12 protein-coding genes, 1 tRNA gene and 2 pseudogenes are annotated in these 22,303 nt (G+C 36.0%); 7 read left to right on the top strand and 8 right to left on the bottom strand.

All coding sequences use genetic code 11. From position 1 onward, the window contains the following. Window positions 1–1,269 precede the first annotated feature (1,269 nt). Window positions 1,270–1,359 (top strand) — tRNA-Ser (locus ACFILL_RS00075). Window positions 1,360–1,832: 473 nt separating this feature from the next. On the opposite strand, the gene ACFILL_RS00070 is transcribed toward ACFILL_RS00075, so the two are convergent. The 5 genes from ACFILL_RS00070 to ACFILL_RS00050 all read right to left on the bottom strand — a co-directional run bounded on the left by ACFILL_RS00070 (window position 1,833) and on the right by ACFILL_RS00050 (window position 7,377). Continuing rightward, window positions 1,833–3,053, bottom strand: coding sequence for an MFS transporter (locus ACFILL_RS00070; RefSeq protein WP_375642973.1), 1,221 nt, complete (start codon window positions 3,051–3,053; stop codon window positions 1,833–1,835). Next, entirely contained in the window at window positions 3,046–3,291 is a 246-nt protein-coding gene (locus tag ACFILL_RS00065; protein ID WP_375671604.1) for a hypothetical protein, read from the bottom strand. The genes ACFILL_RS00070 and ACFILL_RS00065 overlap by 8 nt, the downstream gene beginning before the upstream one ends. 1,321 nt (window positions 3,292–4,612) lie before the next feature. Then, on the bottom strand, window positions 4,613–4,819 hold the full coding sequence (locus ACFILL_RS00060; protein WP_375630481.1) for a YqcI/YcgG family protein: 207 nt from the start codon (window positions 4,817–4,819) through the stop codon (window positions 4,613–4,615). A gap of 165 nt (window positions 4,820–4,984) precedes the next feature. Continuing rightward, window positions 4,985–6,190: an ATP-grasp domain-containing protein gene (locus tag ACFILL_RS00055; RefSeq protein ID WP_375642972.1), complete on the bottom strand. Its 1,206-nt coding sequence runs from the start codon at window positions 6,188–6,190 to the stop codon at window positions 4,985–4,987. Continuing rightward, entirely contained in the window at window positions 6,187–7,377 is a 1,191-nt protein-coding gene (locus ACFILL_RS00050; RefSeq protein WP_375630723.1) for a hypothetical protein, read from the bottom strand. Before ACFILL_RS00050 ends, ACFILL_RS00055 begins: the two co-directional genes overlap by 4 nt. Before the next feature lie 1,094 nt (window positions 7,378–8,471). On the opposite strand from ACFILL_RS00050, the gene ACFILL_RS00045 reads away from it, so the two are divergent. From ACFILL_RS00045 to ACFILL_RS00035, 3 genes and pseudogenes are all read left to right on the top strand, one after another. After that, window positions 8,472–8,861 (top strand): dTMP kinase, encoded by a 390-nt coding sequence (locus ACFILL_RS00045; protein WP_375642971.1) that lies wholly within the window; start codon window positions 8,472–8,474, stop codon window positions 8,859–8,861. Beyond that, window positions 8,861–9,121, top strand: a pseudogene (locus ACFILL_RS00040) (hypothetical protein); the annotation flags it as partial. The gene ACFILL_RS00045 and the pseudogene ACFILL_RS00040, both read left to right, overlap by 1 nt. Window positions 9,122–9,721: 600 nt before the next feature. Next, window positions 9,722–10,933 (top strand): MFS transporter, encoded by a 1,212-nt coding sequence (locus ACFILL_RS00035; RefSeq protein WP_273790295.1) that lies wholly within the window; start codon window positions 9,722–9,724, stop codon window positions 10,931–10,933. Window positions 10,934–11,252: 319 nt separating this feature from the next. On the opposite strand, the gene ACFILL_RS00030 is transcribed toward ACFILL_RS00035, so the two are convergent. The 3 genes from ACFILL_RS00030 to ACFILL_RS00020 all read right to left on the bottom strand — a co-directional run bounded on the left by ACFILL_RS00030 (window position 11,253) and on the right by ACFILL_RS00020 (window position 12,318). Continuing rightward, window positions 11,253–11,522, bottom strand: a complete 270-nt coding sequence (locus ACFILL_RS00030) for a hypothetical protein (RefSeq protein WP_012754562.1) — start codon at window positions 11,520–11,522, stop codon at window positions 11,253–11,255. A 2-nt stretch (window positions 11,523–11,524) separates the two neighbouring features. After that, the gene (locus tag ACFILL_RS00025; RefSeq protein WP_375642970.1) at window positions 11,525–11,971 is read right to left on the bottom strand and encodes a hypothetical protein; all 447 of its coding nucleotides are present in this window, start codon (window positions 11,969–11,971) and stop codon (window positions 11,525–11,527) included. A 104-nt stretch (window positions 11,972–12,075) separates the two neighbouring features. Beyond that, window positions 12,076–12,318 (bottom strand): hypothetical protein, encoded by a 243-nt coding sequence (locus ACFILL_RS00020; RefSeq protein ID WP_273790297.1) that lies wholly within the window; start codon window positions 12,316–12,318, stop codon window positions 12,076–12,078. A 147-nt stretch (window positions 12,319–12,465) separates the two neighbouring features. On the opposite strand from ACFILL_RS00020, the gene ACFILL_RS00015 reads away from it, so the two are divergent. The 3 genes and pseudogenes from ACFILL_RS00015 to ACFILL_RS00005 all read left to right on the top strand — a co-directional run. After that, window positions 12,466–12,972 carry a helix-turn-helix domain-containing protein gene (locus ACFILL_RS00015; RefSeq protein ID WP_273790298.1) on the top strand — a complete coding sequence of 169 codons (507 nt, stop codon included), beginning with the start codon at window positions 12,466–12,468 and terminating at the stop codon, window positions 12,970–12,972. A gap of 996 nt (window positions 12,973–13,968) precedes the next feature. Next, a complete protein-coding gene (locus ACFILL_RS00010; RefSeq protein WP_375642968.1) occupies window positions 13,969–19,524 on the top strand; it encodes a Vomp family autotransporter in 5,556 nt (1,851 codons plus the stop codon). 641 nt (window positions 19,525–20,165) lie between these two features. Next, window positions 20,166–22,303 (top strand): annotated as a pseudogene (locus ACFILL_RS00005) (hypothetical protein); the annotation flags it as partial.

Genomic DNA, 22,303 nt, shown 5'->3' with positions numbered 1-22,303 from the left:
TCTCTCAAATCGCAATGGATGTTGTAATATTAGGTGATAAATAGCGTGATGGTACTTGGCTTTTACTTTTTATTTAAGGAAAGATGATGCTATCCAATAGATTTTATACCATTCATAGACACCGTATGAGGTAGATGTGACAAGCTTTAAGAGATGTTTTTTAACAAACGTGTGGATGAGAAAGAAAATAGTATTTTTAGAGTATTCTGTTTTGTTATGAGACCATATCCCACTTAAAGAATGCGATAATCAAAAGTATGAAGTAATACGTAATCTCTTTTAAATAATAGAGATTACTTTAGATATTTTGAAAACTGTAAAGCTGAATTTAAAAGCATATGGTAAAAATGAAAACAGGTTTGCATTTTTATGATTTTGTATTTGACCAAAATGACTATTTTTTCATTTCAGAAAATAAGATATATTCATACATATTAAATTAAAAATGCAAAGGTTTTTTTTGTCTGAATTTTATTTTCTTTAGTATCAACTAAATATAGAAGTGTGAAATTGAATAGAGGATTTAGAGTAGGGCTTATTCTGTAATCCTATGAAAGAGGAAACTGACACCATCACACTATTTTACAGCCCTCAATGTTGCAAGAATTCGTGCTATTTGAAAAAATACATAAGAGGCACTTATCCTCTCTTAAAATGTTCTTCCTCCACATACCATCCCCGCTTATGACGTATAAACGATAATTTATTATTATAAATCAATATTTATATATTATCTGAAACATAAAAGTGATTAGCAGGTAGATCTCATTTCAAGAGAGAGTTGTTTGTAATCAAAGTTACAGTGATTAAGTATTTTCATCCTTGGAGGCAAGAAGAAGGTTGAAAACGATTTTTATTGAAATGAAATTTATTATCTGAATAAACAATTTTAATATTATATATATAAGAAGTTCATATCGTTATTATTCTATTTATTATTAGGGTAATCAATGGTGTTAAGTGAGAGATATTTAATTATTTGGTTATGCAAAACCATGGACTGTATGCCAATTTTAAGAGAAGTATTTTTTTGTGAAGCAGAAAGTGCGTAAATGAGTATGAAAATTTATAACTGGTGACAATCTTTTTATTCCCATTATTGTATTCTACAAACCTATCCACGAAAAAAGTTTTTTCCTAAAAAGAAGGGATGTGCTTGTTATTCAACAGATATAAGCTCTTACTTTAATAAATGAATTTATTTTTTGGGTTTTGAATGTATAGTTTAGACTTGCACGTTATTTCTTTCTGGGTATAGTGCAAACTTCTGGAGAGGTGGCCGAGTGGTTGAAGGCGCACGCCTGGAACGCGTGTATATGGGAAACCATATCGAGGGTTCGAATCCCTCTCTCTCCGCCATTAATTTAAAACGAACTTTCATATGCTTGATATGACATAGTTTAAAAAGCTCAGCATTTGCAGGATTTTTTGCTGTTGCAATTGACCAGTTCGCGCCAATCTATGCCTGTCATTATGTACACCTGGAAATTGCTGTTGAATTTCCATGAATTTTACACTTTTTAAGCTCCTCTCCTCTCGATCTTGAGATAACCTGATCTAGCATAAACGATCTCTTCAAATATCATTAAAGGATTTTTGCCATTATCACTAACTTCTGGTAGAGCTTTTAGCATTAATGGTGATCATAGTGCTATTTGCAATTTCGTTGCTTAACGGGCTAAATGCGTTTTATCCACATGAGAGGTAACGAACACCTCAGCTTTTCTCACGCAATGTGCTTATTTAAAATTAATGTCATGAATATTTGTACAACATTTTTATCTATACGATAATCAAAAAAAGGCTAACATAATATAATAATTGAATATCATTCATGCGGCGCTTTCTTTTATCTTTAAGCTTTGTATGTAAATAGATAGTCCGTGCAAAATAAATAAAGGGGCGCAAAAGCCTATAAATACACATAGGACGTATAATATAGAAAATGAAAAAAATTTTCCTGCATATAAAAGCACAATAGAGAATAAAGCTGTTATGATGCGTACACTGGCATCGCCTGCCAAAATCACCTCGGCTAAATTTTCACTAGGTGTGATAGCTTGTCCAATTGTTATTCCCGATATCCTAAAATAAAATTGCCCAATACCTAATAAAAACCCCATAATATAAAGGGAATATTGAGTAAAATTTAAATATAAAACAAAAGAGATTGCGATCACGGCAAAAGCCGGTGCCCCCCATACAAAAAAACGAATTAAAGATGGAAATTTCTGTAAATAATAAGATGAGATAAGACCATTGATCACAAAACCCAGTGCTGACAAAGCAAAAATAGAATTTTGAATAGCTGTAAATTTTATATTATCTGATGTTATAGAAGCAAGCACAAGTGGCAATAAAACAATAGGCCCCGTATAGAGAGAATTATTCAAAATACGATTAATCGTTAAAAAACGCAACGCAGAAATCCGCCAAAGGCACCTGAACCCAACTCCATAAGCTTTTTGAGATGGCTTTTTTAATAGCTCTTTTGCTCTGTTTAGTTGTTGTATAGACTTTATACGAAACCATAAGCAGGCATTCAAAAGATAGATAAATACAATAAAGGCTATGGCTATTTTGTGCCCCAAATGCGCAATTATAAAATATATAAGCAATGGGGATATAATAACAAAAAACTGACAGCAACTAGTGTAAAATGCAAAAATTCCAGCTTTTTGTTTGGGAGCTGGAACCAGCTGATTCAAGGCACTATTGTTATTTGGGTTATCAGCCCCCATCAAGAGAGCAAGTAAAAAAAATACAAATAAAATAAGTACTGGATTGTTCATAAATAATAAGAAAGACAATAAACAAGTGCAAATAATTTGACTATAAAACCCAATTATAAAGCCTTGATAGTGCGCCAACACGTTTCCCAAACATAAGCCAGCAATTCCAATTGCGATTAAATTAACGACATTTAAAGTAGCAGACGCTTCTCCTGTTGTATCTTGGAATTGTAACAAAGAAAGGCCAATAGATAATACACCACTAGCACAAAAACTCGTCAAACAACCAATCACAATCATAAGAAAAACAGAATTACGCAATAGCCTCTTTCCTTTTAAACAGAGACTCAAGCCATTTTATGATTTTCTCCATTGTCGAATATGGTTCGGTACTAAATTCCAGTTTTTCATAAAAGTTTAGTTCAAATGCGTTATAGGCACTTATTTTTTGAAAGTCATCTGTCAGCATGAATTCTATACTTGGCAACGTTGTACCCATAGATTGAGATAAATAATAGGAAATTACTTTCCAATACATATAGGTACGCTCTCTTGCCAAATAATTTTCCAAGGCATATTTCAAGTGACAACCACTTAAAATATATTTCGGACAATGGTGCAACGGATAATAAATACAAATAGCACCGGCTTCGTGTCCGGGACAAGAAGAAATATTAATATTTTTATCATTTCATAATATTACAAAAACGCTCAGTGAGAAGATCTTCCAAATTTAGTCTAGTCACAACAAGATTGGTTGCTAATTTTTGAGAGACATGAGACCAAGCCAATCTTACTACTAAAGTTCCAATAACCTTTAAGTCAGATTCTGGATAAGCTTTTTTAAAATTTTCCACCCATATGTCTCTGTGACATATAATAATTGGCTCATCTCGTCTGAATGAACAAGATGTAATTCTAAACCAATATTATCACAAAGTTTTGAGCTCTTGAATTCTCCGTATCCTAATCTGGTATTCTTAAATCATCATAGGAACTAAGAATTTTTAAGTATTCCAACTTTTATTAAACTTTGTAACAATCTATTGGAATCTCCCCTTCACTGACTTCGACAATTATTTTCTCACCACTACAAGAACAAAAAATTATCTTTGAATTTGCTTACTTTTAGAAAAAAATGAGCAACACTCTTTCTTAACTAAAAGAAACACGCTCTCTACCTTTTTCTTTATGATTATCAAAAAACTATCCCGTTATAATTTAACCATCCATTATTAGGAGAATATTCTGCGTTTAGCCTAATAAACTGTTATAATCAATGTTTCTCTCTGTTCTAAAAATCAGCGTTTTTTCTCCTAGAGATACTCGTAATTGCTGTACAATCTTTCCCCAAAAGGCACTCCTTCAACATTGCTATTAACACGATCATCCTGAGAAGTTTTATACATACACACTGCATTCTATGTATTTTTTGGAAAATCCCTTTGAATCTCTATCGAGCCTTGTTTTGGCAGTATCATTTTTAATATATCATAAATATTTTTATTTAATTTAATTTTAGAAAACTTAGTCATTATCGTGTTTCATTAGATGATATGAGCAAGGTAGGGATTCAATAGTGTTGTCTTGCAGAAAATATTGCGTCCATTCTCTATTTTGGAGTTTGCTATATTTTCTTAAAAAAGGAGATTTTGTGATAATATCAAAAGGTTCAGGCCTTTTTCCTACAACGAGAATACATTTTGTTCTGTATCGAGCAGATCAGAAAAAACCCACCTAGGCTGGAAAGTTAACATAAATATAGAACTTACTTAATTCTGTTTATATGGGATGGGGTATTGCAAGCTATAAACGTAGGTTCGCCATGAAAGCAGAACTCTCATAGATGATTGTACATATTTTTTTTGTATATGCTTAGGTCACTCTCGGTTGTCAAAAGCTCGCAAATTTTTAAGTGTAGACCAGAATTTTTCTCTATAAAATTCGATACTTTTTATGGGGGCAGGCTCCTCGAATGCAACAAAAGATGTGTTCTTTCCAAAACTTTTATAATTATCGCAATAAGTTATCAGGTCTTCCATTATATTTTTTGAAGTCAGCTTGTTGTAGAACCCAAATCTAAGCATATTTTTTGAGTATCCATTTACACTGAATAGGCAGAAAAGGCCTAATTGTGTTATTCATGGTTGCATTGAATTCTTTAAAAATGACTTGCTCCCATTTTTAATATTTGTCTATATTTTCAATTATTTGCGCTTCTGAATCCATTTTTTCTTCCCAATTGCTATATTTTATAAGAAATTGCTACGAATGATCCTCTCCAAAGCTGATAATTCATCATCACTGTGTCCACAAATTGCTATAATAGCTGGGCAGGTATTTAAATCGATGGTTAGGGGGAGGGGCTCGTTTTCTTTAAAAAAGAGCGTAAAATGAACCACATTTTCCCAAGAATGAAGCTTTTGCCGCCATACGTTAACATCTTTTATAATATGACCGTCGATCTCGTTGATAAGGAAGATAATACGCCCTTTTTTCTTAAAGCGACTTGGGGTTTGCGAAAACACGCCTGCAATAAGGTTAACGGAGCTTTCAAGTAAACCATCTTCATAGCAATGCGCGAACAAGGTGGGTGCAATTCCTCCGTGGAGGCGGGCTCCTACTTCGATCATCACTGGACCACGAGCTGTTTGCATGATTTCCATATGCGCAGGTCCATATTCAATCCCCAGTGCGCGAATGCATTGTTTTGCATAAGAGATAAGAGGGGCATAAGAGGGATCTTGAGCATCAAGCACATCAAGTGATTCATAAACAAAAGCACTTCCATTATGAATACCTTTTTTATACCGCGATAAAGCACATATCTTTATAGCCTCTCCATTTACAACGGCGTCGACGATGTATTCCTCTCCCTCCAATCTTTCTTGGAGCAAATAGGCCTCGTTAGGTGCGCCAAAAATATTTTTTTTCTTCCAGTCGATTTCAGAGGTCCACGTTACTACTTCCTCAAGATTAGAGAAAAACAAAACACCATCACTCCCTGCAGAATCATTTGGCTTTACCACATAGCCGCTGTGGCTTTCAAAACCATCGAGAGTACAATCGTTTTTTGTAAGAATCTTTGATCGGATGTAAGATAAACCATTTTCACAAAGGCGTTTTTGCATCGCTGCTTTTTTCCGTCGCCAATCGGTAGTCAAGGGGTTATTCCCAAGACAACCATAATAAGCCGCCAATTGCTCTGCACAATAGATACCTCTTTCGGCACCCGCTATTACAGCCTCTATCGTGCCAATAGGAAAGCATTTCTTTATCTCATCTACACTATGAAGCTTCGCTTCTGCCATGCCCTTTCCCTGATAAGAAAGCATAAAGTGTGAAAAAGGAGCTGCTTGAGAGACAACACCATAACAAGCATAGCCTAATTTTTGCAAAGCAGGGCCATAGAGGGCACCCGTGGAGAAAGGGTCGACAATAAGAATAGGTTTTCTCATACTTTGTTCCGCTGTGATAAAAGGAAAAGAACATAAATAAAGATTATTAGCCCTATAAGGGGCAGAAGATAAACAGCTGCTTGAGGACCCATAAGGGCAGAGCTTGTAAGAAGACCAAGAATGACATAACCTGCCGATTGGGAGAGGGTATAAAGCATACCGCTATAGCTTCCCACCAGCTCTGCTTGAGCCTCTGTTTTGGTTGCTTCAATCGTATGTTTGCGGGCATTAATTCGCATGGTATTCATTGAAAAGCCAATAAAAAAGCAAAAGACCACAGCCAAATAGGGCGATTGTGTTGTGCTAAAAATAAGATCAGCCATGCTCAACATAAGGGCTGGGAGAATAAATTCAAAACGAGGGATTTTGATAAAAGCAGCCAAAAAAGCGCCCACGCCCGCAACCGCACTGCAAAGCCCATAATATTCAGAACCAAAATTTTTCACACTCTGAAAAAGAATAGTTGCCAGCGTATTATAAGCGCAAATATGAAAGCCAATAAGTCCTATGCAGACGCATAAAAGTTTAAGTTCACGGGAGAGCTCATCCGCTTGCGGTGTAGGCGCTGGCTTCTTACCAGTTTCAAGTGTTGTGGTATCTGTGGCGTTATATTCATCGCAAAAGATAATATATCCGGCTATAAGGCTTATAATGATGTCAAACACACAAAGTGTCACAATCAAACCATTATAACCGATTTCAGCTGCTGCCCCTCGAGGGCTGGTCGCTTCTAAGAGATAACCACTCAGTGCTGCTCCCAAAAATGCGCCAATTTGCACCACTGTTTGCATAATGCGGGAAGCCTTTTGGGCGCTAATATAACCACTAAGTGCTAGTTTAGTATTATAAGTCTCGAGAGTGCTTAAGGTAATCAAAGAGAGATAGCCGATAGAGATAGAGACAGCGATAAAACCAAAGGGGGAATCAGCGTAATGGAAAAGTGCAATCAATAAAAGAAGGCTATAGATAATGATTCGCCTTTTGTATAAATCGACCAACCGCAGTGAGGCTTTAATGTGCACAAGACCGCTTTTTTTCAAAAGATAGGGCATAAGGGTGCCCAAAGCCATGGTTACGCCTAGGAAAACCGATGAGGATGTTATGCGATAAGCATTCCAAAGATTACTTAAAAATAAGACCATATCAGAAAGATACAGCAGGACAACAAGCCCATAAAACCGAAACATCAGTTGTTTGTGCACATTATCCCCCCCATTTCAGAATCTCTTAAAAACACACAGTATTATAAATCAGCACACATGTTTACAAATAATAAATACACACACACATATTACTGGGCATGTCAAGTTTTTTGGTAGGGAACATTTGAACGCTGATGTTTATGGTAGTGATAGCTTATTATTCAGGAGAATGAATAGCGATAGAGGCTGGTATTTTTACTGCGTCTGTTGCGGGAGGCTTGCCAATAAGGGGAAAGCCAGATAACGAATATAACTATGTCCTAGAGATATATTTTGCGCTTTCAAGTTGATTTTATTTATACTCAAGGTTGAGGTTTTTCTATTGACCGTTGTTAGATGTTGTTGTGACAATAAACTTCGTTATCTATCAGAAACATTTATGGCATTAGCGCTAAGGTATTGTATTAAAGCCTTTACATAGTAGTCTGTCTGATAGAGAGGTATTATTGGTTCAGTTTTAGGAGGCTTTATTACGGCTGATTTGGGCGTCGTCGTTGTTTGAGGTCTTATTATAATATTCTTAATTTCAGTTTATGAATATACCGAAAAATATAGTGAAACATTTGATTTAAACGCTTTTGCAAGACATATTTCAATATCTCAGCGATGTTTTCCAAGAATTGCTCTGCTGCTTTTTGACGGGATCGGATATCAAATGCTTATAGCGAGGGCAGTGGTTTGAGAAAAGATAGAGTTGATTTCATTAGCTTCCTATGGAGCGCAATCTAGTAGCAGCTCTTAAGGGACAATAATATACTGAGATCGAACTCATTTCTATACACTTACACGACGCTATAGGAGTAATCCTCAGAAACTCTACTAGAATTCGTCAAAAAATGGCAGGTTATGGAGTGTGAACAAAAAAATATATTTTTTACAAATACTTAATCTCATTTTAAGTTGTCTAAAATATAACCTTATCTTAAAACTAAGTCTATATACTACCATTTATCATAAAGTTATACAAAATGCGGGAGTATTGTGTTTTTCTGTTTAGAGACGAGTTAAAAAACACCTTATTAAACATTAAGAGATTTCAGACATAAAACAATTTAACTTATGGAAAGTATATAGACAAAATGTATCTTGATAAAAAAGTTTATAATTCCATGGGGTCTCCAAAGAAATTTTTTGGTTCTTTTATTGTCTTATGTGGATTTGATGGGAGTGGTAAGACAACACAAACAAAAGAAATCGCTCGCCATTACTCAATAGAAAAACATATAATACAAACTTTTCAACCCAGTTATTGGAATAGAAATAATCCAGAAATTAGAGATTACTTAGATAATGGAAAAGCAATTGATCCGTTGCTTTTAGCACTCTTATCAGCGACAGATAGACGCAAACATACGCTTGAAATTATTGAACCTTACTTCACGTCATCGCAAAATTTATTAATTAGCATCGATATGTTTATTCTAGTCTTGCTTATTTTTATGCTCGAGAGCTTTCTGTTGAAAGTGTAGTTAAATTAAATCAATCTATTCCAAGACCTCATATTACATTTTATCTTCATTTACCGCCCACTACTATACTAGAGCGGTTGCAGAAAAGGGATGGTTTAAACTTAAAATACGAAGAAAAACTCTCTTTTATTGAAAAAGTTTACAAAGTATACAAAGTTTTATCAGAAATAGATGAGCGGTTTATAACAATTGATGGAACTGCTTCTGTTTCTTTAATTCATCATCAAATACGACATCATATAGATGAAGTTTGTTTTTGATTATGAATAAAATCATTTATTAATCAATTTATCCACGATAGATCCTCCTTTATGTATTCGTACTCTAAATCTGAAACTTTAGAGATATGATTGCAATAATTTAACTGCTCAGGAAAAATATCACGTTATATATTTTAATTAGAAAACTAACTGTAATGAGCTTGTTTTAAAAGATTTAGAGAAGGGGAGTAGAAAAGTTAGCAATATTTATTGTGAGGATAATAGTATGTTTATTCTTTTAGAGACGAAGTGTGGTGATAGAAGAACGACATGGAGGAATATACTCGAGCATATTTTAGTGCACGGAATAATAAGGACAATAATGTGAGTGAAGCTTCTATACCGTAAAATTGTTTCACATATGTATAAAGGTGTAGCTTCTGAATAAAACGCACATAAAATATTAATTTTGTTTTTGTCCATAAATGTTCCGTTTTCATAGAGGAATTAATCATAAAACAGCACAAAGATTATAAAAGCCTCAAAAAAGAAATTTTGCTTTCTTAAATTTAATGATCTAAAATGAAAATTGTAAGAATGCCTGTTTTTAAACAGGATGTATCATGCATATCGACTGGTATTCATTTTAGAGGATAATTTATGTTCACTTCAAATTTGAAGGAACGCATTGCTTTATTTGAAAATAGAACTTTTCTCTATTTTACTTTGAGCGGCTTATTTGCTACATTTGGAAGTGGACTAAATTATATTACATTGTCATGGCTCGCTTACAATCAGACGGGCTCAATCCGTGGTGTAGCGTTGATGATGCTTTTTCTTTGGACGCCTGGCATTATTTTTGCGCCTATTTTTGGCATATTGGCAGATAAATATAATCGTAAAACGCAGATTATTATTTCAAATCTTGTGAGAGGTTTGGTAATTGTAAGCTGGGTAATGCTTTGGCATTTTGGTATAGAAATTGAATTGATGGTCTTATCTGCTCTTTTGGGTATTTTTATCCCTTTTTATATGCCATCAGCTATTTCTTTAATTCAAAGTATTGTGCTGAAGGAACAGCTCATCAATGCAAATGCGACCATCGATATGGTTTATGAACTTGGCACTATCGTAGGTATGGGCTTAAGTGGATTTATACTGTCCTATGCAGGAACAAAAGGAACTCTTCTAATAGGTGGTATATTCTTTATCATTGCTGGTTTATTTAATTTTGCAATGAAGGTACCTAAAAACCGAAGATCTAAAAATCAAAACCAGCAAAATTGGTGGGAAAATTATACAGCATCCCTTCATTATTTTAAACAGAATCCGGCTCTTTTTGTACCTTATATAAGCCAGATGATTATTATGACTCTTTTGATGACCATTCCTGTTATTCTCGTTCCTTATATACAAGAGGTTTTACATGCAGATAGCAGTATCTTTGCAATATTTGAGGTGCTTTATTCTATGGGCGTATTGACAGGTGCGTTTTTTTCACCACTTCTTTGTAAAGTTTTATCTATCAGGAAAACATTAGCCATTTTATTAGCTTTTATGGCTATTGGCCTCGCTATTCTATCTGTTAATACACACAATTTTGTTGTTTTTCCTGTTTACTTTATGATTGGATTTGGACTTTCGAGTTGGGCTCTTTCGATTTCTTTATCACAACTCTCTTGTGATCCTGAATACCAAGGAAGATTGCAGGCAAGTTTTAATGGTATCTCTGGATGCTTGATCCTCGGAGTCTACCTCATTATGGCAAGCGATAACAGTAGCATATCACCTCAATCGATATATTTTTTTCAAAGCATTGTTGCGTTTGTTGGAATACTCATAGTGCTGTTTTATAGACATGAAAAACAATAAATTACGTTTAAGAGTGGTCAATATACGCTATTTTATAAACATTTACGCTGCAGCACATTTCATATTTTGCTTTTAAAGGAGAGTTGAGAAAATGTAAAAGTTGGTGCTTAATGAACAAAGCATAAATTGATGTATACTAGAGAATACTCTCTATTTTTTGATAATGATCTAAAAGAATTGATGCGTTTCTTTAATTCATCTCACTGTTGTTAAGAAGACGAAAACGTAACACTTTAAATCTTCTTGAGAGTTTTTTGTTTAAGCGTAGTAGAAAGTAAAGCAATGAGGTAATATCGTATCATATGGGGAGAGTATTGTATTATTTTTGTTTTTCAAAATCCATATGAAAAATTGTATCAATTTCATCTTCATTGGAATGGGTATTTCTACGACGATGCAAGGTTTGCACAATCTCTTTTTTTAAAACAGCATCTGTTTCACTTAAACGATGAATACTGAGTTCCAATTCAAGAGATAACGCCAAATCCACGCACAATTTAAGCTCTTCTCCAATGTCGAAACCGCGTTGATAGTCGTCATAAAGACCAACCAGTGTATCAGATAATTCTTTATCGCATAAAGAGGTCATGCTTAATTCCTCAACGTTGCGGGTTTCCATGCAGCTTTTTTAAGTATCACTCCACTATCATCACTTAAAATTGCCATGTATACGAACCTCATGGTTTTGTCAATTTTCTGCAAAATACGCGCTTTTAAATCAATGCCTATTAAAGATTTTATTACTCCAAGTTTTTGAAGCGCCCAATTGTAAATATGGATGGCAATGTGTTTACTATAGAACTTATAGCATTTAAAATACATTGCCAAAAGGCTTTTAATGTGCGTAGAGGAAGAGTATTCTGACGATAAACCAAACACCCTGAAATCTCTATTGCCAATTACAGCTAACTCAGTGTCATTAATATATAAAATAAGCAAACAGGGTTTGTAAACGTCTAACTTTTTAATAACGAGTGATAATCTCATTTTTTGTAGAATACCAATTATTTTGCCTATTTTATATTGATTTTTAGACATTGATAAACTTTTTACCTTATAAAAACCTATGGGAAATGCATTTGCATATTTTTGTAATAAGATTTCAGTGGTATATTGCACAGCATGGAATGAAGAGAATCGTATTAGGCTTTTTGCTTTTGAAAGAATATGACTGCGACTTGTGAGAAAGCAGTTGGCAAGAATTGGCTTGGCATGCAAACTGATAGAGTTGGCAGTGGCGCATTTAGCTTTTTCATTGGGCTGTGTCCAAATGTTTTTGACTCTGGAAAATAGCCTCTGATAGGCTTGAGTTTTTCCAAGGTTATATTACAGGGGCGCAGTTCAGTAAAATACCACGGCGATTGCATTTTTTGTGTAATTGTCATAATTTTCGCTCCTGCTTAAACGGATGCTGCAACATCTGTTTTTGTGGGGTTATGTATGTGATAACTGCTCTTTTTAAGGAGCAGTAATAATAGATATAAATCAATATAATTATTTAGTCAACAATTATATTGATTTTGGAGTGTTTTTTGGCTCGTCCGGAAGCAAAACCTAAAACTGAGTTGGCAAAACGTTTTCGTGAAGTGCGTCACGCTCTTGGTTTTACAGAGCGTAAGCAGTTTGCTGCACATCTTGGTATCACTGCTGGCTCTGTAGGAACTTATGAAACTGGTATAAGTGAGCCTACAGCCTCTGCGCTCTCCAAATATCAAGAAATTTGTGGTATTTCCTTAGATTGGCTTGTGACGGGCAATGGCGAGATGTTTTCAGATATGGCAAAGGCAAAAGCAGCTGGTTTTAAACCGCAAGCGATACCTGCTGGGCTGATGAAAAAGCTGGGACATTTAGTTTATACGACCTATCATGATGCAAAAATAGATCTTTCTCCTGAAGATGTTGCGGAATTAGCAGCAGAGCTTTATGGAAGATTGCAAGAGCTTATTCAAAACCTCAATGATATGGAAGAAGTCGAAGCCACTTTGCCACTTTTAAAATTACATTTAAAGCGTAAAATCGAAACTGAAAAGCATATCTAGAAATTTCATAAGATACGAATGAACAGCCTTTTAAAAAAATAAAACTTTTTTGATTTTCTGCTGTATAACCAAGTTTGGAATGTGAAAATCTCACGATCTTCGAGTCTTTTATTCAACCTGAAAAACGAGAAGCTATCATTATAAATCAATATATTGTTCTGATTAAAAATAAAGCAGTTCATAAAAAGAACGACGGGTAGCAATACAAACAAAATTGATTCAAAAAGAAGCTAATATAGTGTCATTCCTGAAATATTTGTTGGTTGAGGGAAAAGATACTGACAACAGTGAAAATACAATGACGATGTTTTGTTCCTATAGAAGGGTAACAGACATATACGCGAGAAGAACGAAAGATCATTTATAGCACTTTTGTCTTTTTATGAAGAGGACAAGATGAGCACGTTGGAACTTTTTACAGAGCGTGCATCATTATATTAAGAAAGATTTCTTTCAAAGATATGCATTATATAAAGATATGCATTATATATTGAAACAGATTATCTCGCAACAAAGCGTGAGATTATCATGATAATCGTTATCTATTACATTGTGCTATAAGTTAAAAAAATCATAAATTTGTGTTTATAAGAACAGCTATTTTATTGAGAAGTATTTTTACAAATTTATAAAAAATTATTTTTTACACTCTTGCCATTTTGCTGATGCGCTTTATTTGAAAAGTAGAATTGCTCTTTAGTGAAACTATTTTGTTAAGAGATAAACCGCAGTATTTTTAAATGGAGATTACGGTATATTTTCAAAGTCTTGTGTTTTTATTGATTTTTTAGCTTGAATCCCTCTAGCTAAAAGGGTTGGGGACTTTTCTAGATTCGATGTTGTTGCAGAGATTTAGGGCGATGCCGTAAAGATGGCGGTATCGTAGGGGGAGAGTTTTGTCTTGATTTATTGGTTTTTGAAGTGCGCAAACAAGGGTTTTGCCGTGTGTGTTTTCGCACGTTGTAATGATGTTGAACTCTGTTGGAGGAGGTTCTTATGAAAAAAAAATATTCCACACCAAATTTAATTAAAGTTGTCTCTCTTAGTACGGTAATGGCGACACTCTTATCGAGTGTTTCTCCTGTTTTTGCTGCCAACTTTGCATTCACAGGAGGGGCTAATTTAAGTACAAGTGGTGGTGGTGTTGTATATCCACACGGTAGTCATGGTAGTGTTGTGTTGGCTGGTGATGATGATTTCTGTGGTGCAGACAATGTTATTGGGCGTGGCGGCAAACAACAGCAGGGAATTGCTGATAATCAACGAATAACTGCAGAAGTCCAATATAACAGATTTATCAATGGTTACACTGGGACAAACGGGCGTAATGCTTATGGTACGACCACTCAACAGGTTATTTGGCAGGGTGATGGGACTCTGACCAACAATGCTACTTATATGGGACCAGTCGGCTCTAGAGGGACTCTAAATGCTATGCCTGAGGCTTATGGTGTTTATTCTTTTGCTACTGGCTGTGGTTCTGCTGCAACGGGTAATTATTCAACCGTTTTTGGTGCAGGTGCGACAGCAAAGGCAGGGGGTGCGCAAGCCTTTGGTGTTTCTGCACTTGCAAGTGGTAAAGCAGCTGTTGCTATGGGTGTTGGAACAGAGGCTTCGGGAGAATCTACAGTTGCTATTGGAGGGCTTGCAACTGCATTAGGGGAAAATAGCATTGCTGTGGGGACGAAGGCAAGAGCAGAAAAGAATTTTGCGATTGCTATAGGTACAGATGCTGAAGCTAAAGCTTCAGGTTCTATTGCAATAGGGGGCAGGCGCTCTGACAGAACTGAAGAAAATGATCCTAACAGAAAAGTAACAGCGGAGGGTGAAAATGCGATTGCTATAGGTTCGCATACATATGCTAAAACAGAAGATTCCGTTGCGATTGGAGCAAATGCACAGGTACATGTTAATGATGGTGTTGCTATCGGTGGTGGCTCTGTCTCTGATAGAGACAAAGGTGTTAAGGGGTATGACCCTTACCTTAATGGTGATACGACAGAAACCGGTATGGCATGGGTAAGTACAACAGGGGCTTTTAGTGTTGGTGAAGTTGATGGTACTGGTAATGGTAACCTAACACGACAAATTACTGGGGTAGCTGCTGGAAGTAGAGATACCGATGCGGTAAACGTGGCGCAGCTGAGAGCTATGAGAGATGTCATATCAGGGGGGGGAGGCTGGAAACTTTCTGCTAACGATAAAGATCCGACAGATGTGCATACAGGCAATACCGTAGATTTTTCAGTGAAAAGTAAAAACGATGAAGGAAAAGACAATTTAACGGTTGCAAAAAACACTACAGAGAATAAGCATAAAATTGAATTTACTTTGAGTGATACTCTGAAACTTACAAGCGTCACTACAGGTCAAAGCTCTATGAGTGATGATGGCTTTATTATTCAGAATGGTCCAATGATGACTATTGATGGTATCGATGCTGGCAATGAAAAGATTACAAATGTAGCAGATGGAGAAGAAGATAATGATGCTGTAAATTATAAACAGCTGAAAGAATTTACAGCAGGAATTAAAGAGGGCGGCTGGAAACTTTCTGTTGAGGGGAACAATGCGACAGATGTTAAAGCTGGGAGTACAGTAGATTTTGTTGCGGCTGCGAGTGGGGACGGAAGCAAAAATATCAAAATTGAAAAAGATAATAATAATAAAGTTACATTTTCTTTGAATGATGCTCTTAAACTCACGAGTGTTACGACAGGCAACAGCATTATGAATAGTGATGGCTTTAAGTTTATTGATGGTAATGGCCCTAGCATGTCTCAGAATGGTATTGATGCTGGCAATAAACAGATTATAGGAGTAGCAGAAGGGACTAAAGATACCGATGCTGTAAATTATAAACAGCTGAAAGCTGTGCAAGAAGCTTCTAAAACGCACTGGCAACTTACCGTTAACGGTGAAAGTCCTATGTCTATTGGACAAAACGATACGGTAAATTTTGAGGCAGCTGGCAATGAAGATAGTCAAAATATCAAGATTGTAGGAGATGGTAACCGTAATGTCACATTTGATTTAGCTGATGATATTACAGTGACAAGTGTTGCTGCCGGTAACAGCTTTATGAATAATGATGGTTTCATGATTACTGGTGGTCCTCATATGGCTACTGGAGGTATTTATGCTGGTAATAAAAAGATTACGGGAGTAGCGGCAGGGGAAGACGATACCGATGCTGTAAATTATAAGCAGTTAAAAGACTTTACAGCGGGAATTAAAACGGGTTGGAAACTTGCTGTTGAAGATGAAGAGCCTACAGATATTGGGGCAGAGAGTACAGTAAAGTTTGTAGGTGTTAATGCAGAGGATGGTAATGAAGAAAGTAAGAATATCAAAATTACCAAAAACGGTGACAATACTGTAAAGTTTGATTTGAATGATATTGTCAGAGTTAAACGTGTAATAGCAGGTAAGGCGAATGTAAGCGATGATGGCTTCGTGATTACTGGTGGTCCTAATATGACTACTGGGGGTATTTATGCTGGTAATAAACAAATTAAAGGGGTGGAAGAGGGAACTTTAGAGACCGATGCAGTGAATGTTGCACAATTGAACAAAATAAAAAATGAAATAGCAGGAAATAGTCTTGTTAAATGGGATGAAGTGCAGAAACTTATCACCATTGGTAAGGAAAAAAGTGGTACGAAAATTGATATCGCAGGTAATGAGGGAGAGCGAACCATTGCGGGTGTGAGAAATGGAAAGATTTCAGAAAATTCAACAGAAGCAATAAATGGTAGCCAGATTAATCAGATATCTGGAGATATTGCGAATTTCTTTGGTGGGAATGCAGCATTTGAAAATGGCGTCTTTGTAGGTCCAAAGTATAATTTATCTACAGTTTCTGCAGATGGTAATGTTGTTCAGAAGACTTTTGACAATGTTGGTAAGGCTCTTGAAGGACTTGATGTCAATATCAAAAATGTCAATAAACATATACAATATGTAGACAATAAATTTGATAAGTTCTCTCAAGATGCTTTACTTTGGGATGATGGTAAACAAGCATTTTCTGCACGTCATGGAAAAGACGGACGTAAAACAGATAGTAAGATTACCAACCTTTTAGATGGCGATATTTCAGAAGAGTCAACAGATGCAATAAATGGTTCCCAACTTTATGTGATGGGCGATACGATTGCAAATTATTTTGGCGGTGACGCTAGTTATGAGAATGGAGAGTGGACAGAGCCTACTTTCAAAATTTCTCAGCGTGAAGCGAATGGTACCATTACTCAGAAAAAACACCATAATGTCGCTGATGCTTTTGAGGGTGTCGATAATTCTATCACAGATATTTATAATCAGATTAATAATGTGACAAAAAATAATCTTGTGAAGCAAGAAGGAGATTCTGCAGGTCTTATTACCGTTGGTAAGGAAACCGGTGGTACTGAAATTAGCCTTGTAAATAAAGATGGTATAGATCGTACACTTTCCGGTGTGCAAGATGGAGAACTTTCTCAAACATCAACGCAAGCAGTAAATGGGTCTCAGCTCTTTAAAACAAATGCAAATGTTACTACTGTTACCAATGATCTCAAAACAGTTGCTCAAAATACATCGAAATATTTTGGTGGCAGTACAGATGTACTGAACGGTGTAGAGCCATCTTTCCTTATTCAGGATACAAAATATAATAATGTTTTTGATGCATTTACTGGTGTCAATACTTCGATCACAAATATTGATAATAAGATTATTGAAATGAAAGAAAATAGTCTTGTGCAACAAGACAAGGAGACAAATATTATCACCATTGGTGCGAAAACAGCTGGTACTGAAATCAATATTGCAGGATATGCTAAGGTAGCACGTTCCATTTCTGGTGTGAAGGCAGCAGAAAAGGGCGATGAAGCTGTTAACAAAGACCAACTTGATAAAAGCATAAAGGATATTACGAAAGATATTGAGACAGCAACTGCAGCTGCGGTTCTCTACGATAAGAATGGCGATGATAGTGTTAATTACGGTAGTGTAACTTTGGGTGGCAATAAGAGTAATGGGCCAGTTGCTCTTCATAACGTAAAAGATGGCAGCCTTTCTCAAGATTCTCATGATGCAATCAATGGTAGTCAGATTAATAAAATATCAGCAGATATTGCAAAGTTTTTTGGTGGTGGTGCAAAGTTTATTGACGGTGCTTTTAAAGGGCTGAAATATACTGTATCCGCTATTGTAGATGGTGTGGTAGGTAAGGCTAATTTTTACAATGTTGGTGATGCTTTAACAGGTCTTGATAAAAATGTTCAAGATGTGAATCAACGCTTAACGAATGTATCCAATGAGTTTAATCAGAAAATTGAAGATTTCTCTAAAGATGCTTTACTGTGGGATGATGATGAAGAAGCATTTGTGGCACGTCATGAAAAAGATGGGCAGAAAACAAAGAGCAAATTGAAGTATCTTTTGGATGGTGAGATTGCTCAAGGTTCAACAGATGCCATTACGGGCAACCAACTTTATTCCATGAATAACCAGCTTGCTAATTATTTCGGTGGCGGTGCTAAATATGAGAATGGCAAATGGACAAATCCTACTTTTAAGATTGTTCAAGTCAATGCTGATGGTACGACTGTTGAGAAAGAGCACCATAATGTCGCTGATGCTTTTGGTGATATTAATAATGGGATGTCAAATATTAACAACCGTATTGATGATGTCATCAACAAGGTCGATACAGATGCTTTAAAGTGGAATGATAAAGAAAAAGCCTATGATGCTAATCGTGATGGTAAGCCGAATAAAATTATCAATGTAGCTGATGGTAAAATTGTAAAAGGTTCGAAAGATGCGGTCAATGGTGGACAACTTTGGGAAACTAATGAACGTGTCACTGGTGTTGAAAAAGATGTGAAGCATCTTACCAACAGAGTTGATAATATTTCAAATACGATTGCTGATATTGGTGATGTAGTTCTCAATATTGATACCAAAGTTGATAACATCAATAATAGAGTTGACGGTATTGAAGAGGACGCTGTTCGTTATGACAGAGATGAAAACGGCAAAAAGACCAATAAAATCACATTAGCGGGTGGTGATGCCAGTGAACCTGTTTTGATTGATAATGTAGCTGATGGTAAAATTGAGAAGGGATCAAAAGAAGCTGTAAATGGTGGTCAACTCCATGACTATACTAAAGAACAGATGAAGATTATTCTTGATGAATCCAAGCACTACACAGATCAACGGGTTAATAATATTGTGATTGATGCGATTGATGATGCTGTTGATCAGTCTAAACAATATACAGATATGAAGTTTAACGTTTTAAACTACAGTATTGAGAGTGTGAAAAAAGAGGCAAGACAAGCAGCGGCTATTGGTCTTGCGGTGTCTAACTTACGCTACAATGATACACCTGGAAAATTAAGCGTTGGATTTGGTACTGGTTTATGGCGTAGTCAATCTGCATTTGCCTTTGGTGCAGGTTACACCTCAGAAAATGGAAAATACCGCTCTAACATATCCGCAACAACTTCTGGAGGTCACTGGGGTGTAGGTGCGGGATTCAATATGACATTGAACTGATAATAAACAAAATACATAAAAATTCCTTTTCACCCCTGTCTCATGAGGCAGGGGTGAATTGTTGTTACGTATGTAAAAATTATATATAAATTGATAAGCGCTATAACGACAAATACAGGTTTAAAAAACAGAAAAAACCTATACACTTTCAACAAAATGAACTTCTTATTTCAAAATAAGATAATAAGTTTTTCCATAAATTATAAGTTCATTATTTTTTCTTTAATTTTTAAATCTGAAAAATCTGTAGCACTCTACAGATAGAAAAAAACCTTTTCTTTTGCTCTCTACAAATCTATTAAAAAGCTTTCTACTAAGATAAAAGTACACATTCAAATGTATTTCAACTTTACTGGAAGAAGTTATAAAACAATCCACTAAATCAACTCTACCCCTTGCAAAAAACAAACAATAAGTTTAAAAGTTAAAAAAACTAATCACCACAAAGAAATTTACTTTCTTAGGAAATGTAAAAGAGCAAAACACATTAACCATAAAAGCTAAAAACACAACTTCTCTATCTTTGCAGCCCGGTACTAAATTTTTGAATACGTTTAGAAAAACCAAATTTAGGAAACTTTATAGCGTTTAAATGTGTCTTTTTTGTGTTTATAGTTATTTCTTTCATTGGGGAGTTCATTATGAAAAAATTATATACAAAATTAACAGGGAGCAATTTAAAATTTTCCCGTTTTCCTTTTATTAAAGTCCTATCCTTGACTTCAATAGCTGCACTTTTAGCCAGTATTTCCCCTGTTTTTTCGAATGATCTTGATTCAGGAGAAGAGATTTCTGCAAACATAAGGAACACTGCTGAGATATATCCACAAAGTATTGTCTCTGTTTATGATAGCTATAACAGTGATTTGGATTCTTCTAGTGCATCACAGGAAAATTATTTAACAGCGCTGAATGTTTCTTTGACATCCAAGGTAAGTGCTGCTGATGACTATGCAAATTTTTTAACCAAAACTCTTACTGGTGTGAGCGATTATAGTCCTATAGTGAATGTTTTGGCAGAAGCCAGCGATTCAATACGTTCAATTGATATGAATGCTGGAAGTAAAAAAATAACAAGAGCAGCTTTAACTCCAAGAGTTGTAACGGGCGGTCAAATGACTAGGGGTGGGAATTTGGGTAATCCTCTTGTCCATGGTGAACGAGCTCAGGGAGAAGCTCATGATGCTATTGTTTACGGGCAGGTAGCGCAGACGAAGGCTGACCAAGGGATTGCAATCGGCTTAACTGCTTTAGCCGGTAGGAGTAGAGATACTAAAAATAGCATTGCAATCGGTTCTTCTCTAACCGATAGTTATGATGAAAAAGAGAGAACAGTTTCATTAGGTGATTTTTCAATAGCCTTCGGTAGTAAAGCACATAGTTATGCAAATGAAGCGATTGCTATGGGGTACAATGCATATGCACAGGAGCAGGCGCTGCAGGGAATTGCTATAGGCGCTAGCTCTAATGTGACGGTTGCGGCAGGTGTTGCTCTAGGAAGCGATTCTGTAGCTGATAGGGCTGCTGGTGAGCTTGGCTACACTTCTTTGTTGCAGGGGCCTGCAACAAACGTTGAGGCGCAATGGAAAAGTACGCGGGGCTCAGTTAGTGTTGGTGATTATAGTAAGGGTATAACCAGACAAATTACAGGCGTAGCTGCTGGTTCTAATATTACCGATGCAGTGAACCTTAAACAGTTGCAGGACTTAGAACAAGTTGTAAGACAAAACGGTTGGAAATTCTCTGTTGGAGATAAAAATGCTACAACTGTTCTTATGGATAGCGCGGTAGATTTTTCCGCTGGAAGTAGCAACCTAAATATTACAAAGGGCAAAGAGGACAATAAAGTAAAGTTTGATCTGGCTCAAGACATTGCACTGGAGAGCGTAAAGGCAGGTAAAAATACCTTCGATGCTACGGGCTTAGTAATTACTGATGGTCCGAAAATAACCACCGGAGGTATAGATGCTGGGGGTAAAAAGATTACAGGAGTGTCGGATGGCACTGGAGCGAACGATGCAGTTAATTTTTCACAGTTAAGCAAAACCAATGAGGGTCTTTCGTCCACAGCGAAAAATCTGGAAACGGCTATGGCGAATACATCAAAATATTTTGGTGGAGGTGCAGGAGTTGCTGGTTCTGACATGACGGGACCAACTTATGACTTATCCAAGATTGATACAAAGGGTAATATAACAGAGGGCTCTTTTAAAGATGTTGGGAGTGCATTTACTGGTCTTGATACAAATATCAAGAATGTGAATGCACGGATTAAAGAAGTTTCTGAAGGAGTAGCACAGGATTCTTTGTTATGGAATGATGAAGCCAATGCCTTTGTAGCGCGTCATGAAAAGAGAAAAGAAGAAAAAGGCAGAGCTGTAAGAACACAAGAAAACAGTAGAATTACGTTTCTAGAAAGTGGTGAGATTACCCAAAACTCAACAGATGCAGTAAATGGTGGTCAGCTCTATACAATGGGTAACACGCTTGCATCCTATTTTGGTGGTGGTGCTGGTTATGATGAAGAGGGCAAATGGAAAGCACCGGATTTCAAGATCAAGCAGTTTGGTGAGGATGGTACTTCTTTTGACAAGAACTATACGAATGTAGCGGATGCACTTGCAGGTGTTGGAAGTTCTATCACGAATGTTCAGAATAAATTGACTGAACAGGTTAACGATGTGATTACCAAAGTAGAAAGTGAGAGCTTTGTTCAGCAAGATAAGACAACGAGTCGTCTCACTATTGGTGCAAAAGTAGGTGGCGCAGAAATCAATAT

It is taken from the genome of Bartonella sp. AP20NXHL (assembly GCF_042196165.1).
Taxonomy (GTDB): Bacteria; Pseudomonadota; Alphaproteobacteria; order Rhizobiales; family Rhizobiaceae; genus Bartonella.
This window is presented reverse-complemented; position numbering and strand designations above follow the sequence as displayed.